We start from the raw sequence: 7,581 nt of genomic DNA, 5'->3' as shown, positions 1-7,581 counted from the left end.
CGCGGTCGGTGGCACCCGAGGCGACGCAGAGGTCGATGGCGTTGCGCAGGCCGTCGCTGCCGATGACGTTGAGCACGGTCTCGTACTGCCCGGCGAAGGACGCCTCGGCGCCGTCCTCGCCCTGGGCGGAGGACCGCACCGCCACCGGGTGGGTGCCCAGGACGGTGTGGCGCTCGTCGAGGTCGAGCGGATAGGTGCCGGCCTCCGCGTCGCGGATCACGAAGGCGGGCGGGACGGCGAGCCCCATCGCGGTGAGGCGGGCCAGCCCGTAGGCCTTGCCTCCGACCGAGGCGTCGATCACCTCGTGCAGGTCCAGCGTCTGGGCACTCATGGCGGGCTCCGTTCGAAATCTGACACGTGTCAGATATGTGGTGCTCGCGACGGTATGAAGTACGTCACTCCATGTCAACACTGACGTCCGAACTCTGAGGCGGCGTCGTGAGGCGGATGCGTGAGGAAATCGTCGTCAGTCGGATCCAGCACCTACACTTTCCAGGGACATGAAGCGCAGGGCCGACCGGTGCTGCTACACGACCGGGGAGGGCGTCACATGCGGGTGGCCGTGGTGGCGATCCTGGCGAGCGTGCTGGGGCTCTTCGTGGGTGCGCCGTCGGGTGAGACTGCGGCCTCGGTGGTGCGCACCGACCTCGACGGCCAGGAAGCCCGCCTCACGCTCCCGACCGGCACACCCAAGGGCCTGGTCATGTGGTTCCACGGCCAGGGTGGTGGCGTCAACGACCGCATCGACGGCCCGTTCCTGCGCGCGCTGACCCGCGACGGCTACGCGATCGCCTCCTCCAGCTTCCACTTCCAGTCCTGGGGCAACGAGGCGTCCACCAACGACGCGAACCTCCTCACCGAGTGGGCCGAGGAGCAGGTCGGGCTGCCGGTCACGACCTGGGTCTCCGGCTCCATGGGGGGCGCTATCTCGCTCAACGCCCTGCTCCACGGCGAGAAGACGCCGAGCTGCTGGTACGGCGTGAAGCCGGCCATCTCCCTCAACCGCATGGAGAACGTCCCGACCGGTCGCAAGTTCATCGCCGCCGCCTACGGCGGTGTCGTCCCGGCTGACCGCAATCCGGTGCGCAACATCGAGTCGCTGCCCACCGACGTCCGCTACCGCGTGGTCGCCTCGCCCGAGGACGACTGGGTGCCGATCAACCAGAACGGCGGCGCGCTGGTCTCCCAGCTCGTCGCCCGCGGCGTCGACGCCACCTACCTGGCGGCGACCGGACCGCACGAGGACGTCTCGCACTGGGACTCCGGCGACCTGGTCGACTTCGCGAACTCCTGCGACGCGCTCACCCCCGGCAGTGACATCGCCTCGTCCGACTGAGCGTCGCTCCGCCTAGCGCAACCGGCAGGAGTTGGCGGCGTCCGCCCCCGCCGACGGCTGCTTGACGGTCCGGCTGCGCGCGGGCTTGCGGTCGCGCTCGACCCAGCGGGTGAGCTGGACGAAGGCCTTGCGGGCGCACGGCAGGATCGGACGAACCGCATCTCCGTACTCCGCGGCCAGTCCGTCGACGTGGGTGCCGGCGGCGATGCGGTAGTAGCGGTGCTGGTCGCCGTGGCCGCGGCGCTTGATCATCTTGGTGTAGACGTCGGAGTCGGTGGCGATCGGCAGCAGCGCGTCGAAGGTGCCGTGCAGGGTCAGCATCGGGCGCCGGACGTCGCCGGTCAGCTGCACCTCGCGCATCGCCGCTCGCGCGCCGGGACGCTGGGAGTAGTCGTAGTCGGCATCGCACGTCGGGGTGCCCGAGGGGCAGAACGGGACGCCGGCATTGAGGTCACCGTCGTACGACGGATCGAACTCCTCGCGATAGAGCCGTTGGGTGAGGTCCCAGTAGACGCCGTAGTGGTACTCCCAGGTGAACTCCGATCCCGCCGCGAAGCCGACGTCGAGCATCCGCTGGTGGGCCTGCTCGTCACCGGCGAGGTAGGCGGGATAGTCGCGCAGGGCCGTGGGCAGGTAGGTGAGGAGGTTGGGGCCCTGGGCCCGGAACAACGTGCCCTCCCAGTCGATGCCTCCGTCGTAGAGCCGTGGACGGTTCTCGAGCTGCCAGCGGGTGAGGTAGCCGCCGTTGGAGATGCCGAACAGGTAGGTACGGCGGGGCTCTCGACCGTAGGTCTGTCGCACGACCTTCTTGGTGACCTTCGTCAGCTGGGTCACTCGACGGTTCCACTCGTTGATCGCATCAGCCGGAGTGGCACCGTCGTTCTGGAAGGACGTGCCGCTGTTGCCCTTGTCGGTCATCGCGTAGGCGTAGCCCCTGGCCAGGACCCAGTCGCTGAACAGGAAGTCGCCGGCGTACTGGGTGCGGGTCCCGGGGGCGCCGCTCACGACGAGCTTGCCGTTCCACTCGTCGGGGAGGCGGATCACGAACTGGGAGTCGTGGTTCCAGCCGTTGTTGGTGTTGGTGGTCGAGGTGTCGGGGAAGTAGCCGTCGACCTGGATGCCGGGGATGCCGGACGGGTTGGTGGTGCCGGGCGCGTGCAGCCCGGACCAGTCCGAGGAGCTGGTGTGGCCGCTGGCCACGGTGGCGGACGTCGTCAGGTCGTCGAGGCAGGCGACCTTCTGCTCCACGGCCCGCGGCACGGCGATGCGCGCCGCTCCGGAGCAGTGCCGCGCCGGCGCGGCGACGGCCTGGCCGGCGCCGGCCGGGAGCCGGGAGACGCGCACGGTCGCGGCGCCGAGGGCGGCGGTGAGCCTACGAGGGAGCATGTCCGCATTCTTCGCCTCCGACCCGGGGGGTCAATGTGGGCCGCAGCCACAAGATGCGGTGCCGGTGTGGTGCGGCCGGGCCGATCGGCGACGACTCGCGCCGCGCTCGACAGGTGTGGCCAGTCGCCACCTCGGGCCCGGGGGAGTGTGGTGTCTTGCCCCGTGTTCGTGACCGATCTGGCTGGATACGTTCTCGCGCATGACATCACCGACGCTGTCGTCGTCCATCGACCTCTCGGGTCGTCGTGTTCTCGTCACCGGGGCAGCCAGCGGGATCGGCCGCGCCTGCGCGGTCCGACTGGCCGCGTCCGGCGCCGAGGTGCTGGCGATGGACGTCGATGCCGAGCACGTGAACCGCGTCGCCGAGGAGGTCGGCGGTGTCGCGGTGGTGGCCGACCTCGCCGGCGCGACGTTCCTCGACGGGCTGCGCGGTGACGTCGACATCGTGGTCAACAACGCCGGCTTCCAGCTGGTGCGGCCGGTGGAGGACTTCCCGGCCGAGTCCTTCGCGACGATCCTGAAGGTGATGCTCGAGGCTCCCTTCCGACTCATCTCCCACGTGCTGCCCCACATGTACGAGAAGGGCTGGGGGCGCGTGGTCAACATCAGCTCGGTGCACGGACTGATCGCCTCGCCGCACAAGGCCGCCTACGTGTCGGCCAAGCACGGGCTGCAGGGTCTGTCGAAGGTGGTGGCCCTCGAGGGGGCCGAGCGCGGGGTCACGTCCAACTGCATCAATCCCGGCTACGTCCGTACTCCGCTGGTGGAGAACCAGATCGCTGACCAGGCCCGTGTGCGCGGGATCTCCGAGGACCGGGTCATCAGCGAGGTGCTCCTCGAGAGGTCCGCGCTCAAGCGACTCCTCGAGCCGGAGGAGGTCGCCGAGATGGCGGCCTACCTGTGCTCGTCGGCGGCGTCGTCCATCACCGGCGCATCGATGGTGATGGACGGTGGCTGGACCGCGCACTGACCCGCGGGGCCATCGGACCGTGGAGAGGTTGACGACACCGGCGACAATCGCCGACATGTGGATCGACTACTTCTCGCTGCTCGCCCGGGACGCCCCGGCGGTGGAGTTCGAGGCGCCGGTGCTGACGGCGCGTGCGGGCGGGGAGTCCCCGGTGGTCATCGACCGGCTCGAGGACGGCAAGCGGCTGGCGCTCCAGCTGCGCGAGCGGCTGCTGGCCCAGCGACGCCGCGAGGAAGAGCTGACCGCGCTCTACGACACGGCTTACGACCTCGCGCGTCTCTCCGACCTCGATTCGCTCCTCGAGGCGATCGTGCACCGGGCGCGCCACCTGCTGCACACCGACGTCGCCTACCTGACCCTCAACGACCACGGTCAGAGCGACACCTACATGCGGGTGACCGACGGCTGCATCTCGGCGCGGTTCCAGCGGGTCAGGCTGACGCTGGGCGAGGGCCTCGGTGGCCAGGTGGCGCAGAGTGCGCTGCCGTACTCCACCGCCAGCTACTTCGACGACGAGCGCTTCGAGCACACCGCGGCGATCGACGGTGCCGTGGCCGAGGAGGGCCTGGTCGCGATCCTGGGGGTCCCGCTGCAGCTGGGCTCGACCGTGATCGGGGTGCTGTACGCCGCCAACCGCAGCGAGCGCCCCTTCGCGCGCTCCGAGGTGTCGCTGCTGCTGTCGTTGGCGGCCCACGCGGCTGCGGCGATCGACAAGGCGCGGCTGCTGGACGAGACCCGCGAGGCGCTCGCCGAGCTGCGCGACGTCAACCTGCTGCTCCAGGATCGGACCCTCTCGGTCGAGCGTGCCTCGGCGGCGCACGACCTGATGGCTCAGGCGGTGCTGCGCGGAGGCGGGGTGGAGGACATCGCCCACGCGCTGGTCGACGTCCTCGGCGGGTCGCTGCTGCTGCTCGACGACGACGGGCGCACGTTGTGCGCGGTCGACACCATGGAGGCTCCGGGCGAGAAGGTGCTCGAGCGCGCGCTCGCCGCCTCGATCACCACCGGTCGCGTCGTCCGCGACAAGCACTGGTTCGTCAACGCCGTCAACGTCGGGCAGCAACGCTTCGCCGCGCTCGTCGTACGCCCCGCACGCGAGCTCGACGAGATCGATCAGCGCATCCTCGAGCGGGCTGCGCTGGTGATGGCACTGGTGATGTTGAGCCTGCACACCGGACGCGAGGCCGAGAACCGCGTGCGCGGCGAGCTCCTCGACGACCTGCTGCGCGACTCCGGCCAGGACCCTGACGCGTTGCTCGACCGAGCCCGCCGACTGGGCACCGACCTGATGGGGCCGCAGGCGCTGTTCGTCGTCGAGCTCGACGGTGCCGACCGGGCCCGGGCGACCGGAGCGATCGACCATGTCGTCTCGCGCAACGGAGGTCTCGCGAGCGTGCTCGACGGCCGGCTGGTCGTGCTCCTCCCCGGCCTGGAGCACGAGCCCGGGACCTTCGCGCAGTCGCTCGCCGACGAGCTCGGCAGTCGGTTGGGCCACCCGGTGACGGTGGGTGGGGCCGGCCCGGTCCGTGGTGTGGGCGCGGTCGCCACGGCACACGCCGAGGCCGTTCGGTGCGTCACGGCGCTGCGCTCGCTGGGGCGCAGCGGGCAGGGAGCCTCGCTGAGCGAGCTCGGGTTCGTGGGTCTGGTCCTGGGCGACCACTCCGACGTGCACGGGTTCGTGAGCGGGTGCCTCGGGCCGCTGCTGGAGTACGACGAGCGACGCGGCACCGACCTCGTCAAGACGCTGCAGGTCTACTTCGACACCGGCGGCCACCTCGCCCGCACCAAGGACGCGCTCCACGTGCACGTCAACACCGTCACCCAGCGTCTCGACCGGGTCGGCAAGCTGATCGGTGCGGACTGGCAGGAGCCCGCTCGACAGCTCGAGCTGCAGGTCGCCCTCCAGCTGCACCGCGTCTCGACACGCTGAGGCCGTCCGCACGTCGTACGACGTGCGGGGAACCCCCACACAGTCCGGCCGTGGATTGTGGCTGTCGCCGCCATGTCTGGGTGTGACGCGCGTCTCTACGATCGGTCGAGCCACGAAGGGGGCTACCGATGAGCAGCACCGAGCACGACGAGGTCCACCGGACCTCCGGACGCGAGAACATCCTGGAGGTGCGTGACCTCGTCGTCACGTACGGCGGAGCGGTCCAGGCCCTCCGCGGGGTGAGCCTGAGCGTTGCCGAGGGCGCCGTCGTGGCGTTGCTCGGGAGCAACGGCGCCGGCAAGACGACGCTCCTGCGTGCGCTGTCAGGCACCTTGAGCCTGCACCGCGGGCGCGCCGAGAGCGGCGAGGTCCGCTACCGCGGCAAGTCGCTCAAGGGCGTCGACCCGGCCCACTGCGTCGCGACCGGACTGGTGCAGGTGCCCGAGGGGCGCCGCATCTTCACGCGGCTGACCGTCGAGGAGAACCTCAAGGCGGGTGGCCTCGGGGTGCGCGGGCACGGCGACAAGGCAGCCGACTACGAGCGCATCTACACGATGTTCCCGGTGCTCGCCGAGCGGAAGTCCCAGCGGGCCGGCCTGCTCTCGGGCGGTGAGCAGCAGATGCTCGCCATCGGTCGAGGACTGATGGCGCACCCGCAGCTGCTCCTGCTCGACGAGCCGTCCCTGGGTCTCGCCCCGCGCATCATCGGCCAGATCGGTGAGGTCATCGGCGAGATCAACCGCCAGGGCACCTCGGTGCTGCTCGTCGAGCAGAACGCCACGATGGCGCTCGGCGTCGCCGACCACGCCTTCGTGCTCGACGTCGGCAAGGTCTCGCTCTCGGGCACTGCCGCCGAGCTCTCGCAGTCCGACGCCGTCCAACGTCTCTACCTCGGCCACGGCGCGGACGAGGCACCCAAGCGCGAGACCGCAGCCGTGCGATCGACCCGCAAGCTCACGAGGTGGGTGCAGTGACCAATCTCCGCGAGGACCTCGAGACCCTGACGGTCGAGCACGTGACCGTCGAGTTCGGCGCCATCAAGGCCCTCTCCGACGTCTCCTTCACGGTCGAGCCGGGCACGGTGCACGCGGTGATCGGACCCAACGGGGCCGGGAAGTCGACGATGTTCAACGTGCTCTCGGGTGTCTACCGGGCCTCGTCGGGCACGGTGAGCCTCGGCTCGACGGTGCTCAACGGCATGCGCCCCCACAAGATCGCCCACCTCGGGGTCGCCCGCGCGTTCCAGAACATCGCACTCTCCGGCACCCAGTCGGTGGCCGAGAACCTGATGCTCGGTCGCCACGGCCTCACCAAGGCCGGCTTCCTCGCCTCGGGGCTGCGGCTGCCGACGGCCACGCGGGAGCAGCGCCGGCACGCCGAGCGGGTCCGCGAGATCGCGGAGTTCCTCGAGCTCGGCTCCAAGCTCGACGTGCCCGTCGGGGTGCTGTCCTACGGCGACCAGAAGCGCGTCGAGGTGGCTCGGGCGCTGTGCACCGAGCCGCGGCTGCTGCTCCTCGACGAGCCGGTTGCCGGCATGAACGCCGAGGAGACCGAGCGGATGGCGCAGGCCGTCCTGCAGATCCGTGACGAGCTCGGCATCTCCATCGTCCTCGTCGAGCACGACATGGGCATGGTGATGAGCATCGCCGACCGTGTCACCGTGCTCGACTTCGGCCGGCTCATCGCCGACGGCACCCCTGCGGAGACCCAGGCCGACCCCGAGGTCATCCGCGCCTATCTCGGTGCCGGCGACGACCACAACGAGGAGAGGTCGTCATGACCCAGTTCCTGTCACTGCTGCTCAACGGCCTCTCGCTGGGCGCGGTCTACGCCCTGATCGCCCTCGGCTTCGTGATCATCTTCAAGGCCAGCGAGGTCACGAGCTTCATGCAGGGCTCGCTGCTGCTGCTGGGGGCCTACCTGATCGGTCACTTCGACCAGCAGTTCGGCTTCTGGCCG

At 70.2% G+C, this 7,581-nt stretch carries 7 protein-coding genes and 1 pseudogene; 6 read left to right on the top strand and 2 right to left on the bottom strand.

Features of this window, described 5'->3' with window-relative positions; all coding sequences use genetic code 11:
- Positions 1-331: PEP/pyruvate-binding domain-containing protein (locus VOI19_RS10095; RefSeq protein WP_323792834.1), on the bottom strand; the 331-nt coding region annotated here is incomplete at its 3' end.
- 189 nt (positions 332-520) lie between these two features.
- Between VOI19_RS10095 and VOI19_RS10090 the strand changes: the two genes are divergently transcribed.
- A complete protein-coding gene (locus VOI19_RS10090) occupies positions 521-1,336 on the top strand; it encodes a hypothetical protein (RefSeq protein WP_323792833.1) in 816 nt (271 codons plus the stop codon).
- A 12-nt stretch (positions 1,337-1,348) separates the two neighbouring features.
- Here VOI19_RS10090 and VOI19_RS10085 read toward each other — a convergent pair whose 3' ends face one another.
- Positions 1,349-2,722: a tannase/feruloyl esterase family alpha/beta hydrolase gene (locus tag VOI19_RS10085; RefSeq protein ID WP_323792832.1), complete on the bottom strand. Its 1,374-nt coding sequence runs from the start codon at positions 2,720-2,722 to the stop codon at positions 1,349-1,351.
- Between the two features lie 199 nt (positions 2,723-2,921).
- Here VOI19_RS10085 and VOI19_RS10080 point away from each other — a divergent pair, with 199 nt between their 5' ends.
- From VOI19_RS10080 to VOI19_RS10060, 5 genes and pseudogenes are all read left to right on the top strand, one after another.
- Positions 2,922-3,692 carry a 3-hydroxybutyrate dehydrogenase gene (locus VOI19_RS10080; RefSeq protein WP_323792831.1) on the top strand — a complete coding sequence of 257 codons (771 nt, stop codon included), beginning with the start codon at positions 2,922-2,924 and terminating at the stop codon, positions 3,690-3,692.
- A 55-nt stretch (positions 3,693-3,747) separates the two neighbouring features.
- Positions 3,748-5,622: a helix-turn-helix domain-containing protein gene (locus tag VOI19_RS10075; protein WP_323792830.1), complete on the top strand. Its 1,875-nt coding sequence runs from the start codon at positions 3,748-3,750 to the stop codon at positions 5,620-5,622.
- A gap of 128 nt (positions 5,623-5,750) precedes the next feature.
- Positions 5,751-6,596, top strand: coding sequence for an ABC transporter ATP-binding protein (locus VOI19_RS10070; protein ID WP_416366370.1), 846 nt, complete (start codon positions 5,751-5,753; stop codon positions 6,594-6,596).
- Complete coding sequence (locus VOI19_RS10065; protein ID WP_323792829.1) at positions 6,593-7,402, top strand: ABC transporter ATP-binding protein; 810 nt, start codon at positions 6,593-6,595, stop codon at positions 7,400-7,402. Before VOI19_RS10070 ends, VOI19_RS10065 begins: the two co-directional genes overlap by 4 nt.
- Positions 7,399-7,581: pseudogene (locus VOI19_RS10060) on the top strand (branched-chain amino acid ABC transporter permease); the annotation flags it as partial. The gene VOI19_RS10065 and the pseudogene VOI19_RS10060, both read left to right, overlap by 4 nt.

It is taken from the genome of Nocardioides sp. (genome assembly GCF_034670285.1).
In the GTDB taxonomy this organism is placed as follows: domain Bacteria; phylum Actinomycetota; class Actinomycetes; order Propionibacteriales; family Nocardioidaceae; genus Nocardioides.
Note: the sequence above shows the minus strand (reverse complement) of the source record. Positions and strands in the feature narration are given on the sequence as shown.

What these genes read in the sequence shown, in the direction of transcription:
- VOI19_RS10085 (WP_323792832.1), bottom strand. Translation starts at nt 2,722, where the DNA reads ATGCTCCCTCGTAGGCTCACCGCCGCCCTCGGCGCCGCGACCGTGCGC.
- VOI19_RS10080 (WP_323792831.1), top strand. Translation starts at nt 2,922, where the DNA reads ATGACATCACCGACGCTGTCGTCGTCCATCGACCTCTCGGGTCGTCGT.
- VOI19_RS10075 (WP_323792830.1), top strand. Translation starts at nt 3,748, where the DNA reads ATGTGGATCGACTACTTCTCGCTGCTCGCCCGGGACGCCCCGGCGGTG.
- VOI19_RS10070 (WP_416366370.1), top strand. Translation starts at nt 5,751, where the DNA reads ATGAGCAGCACCGAGCACGACGAGGTCCACCGGACCTCCGGACGCGAG.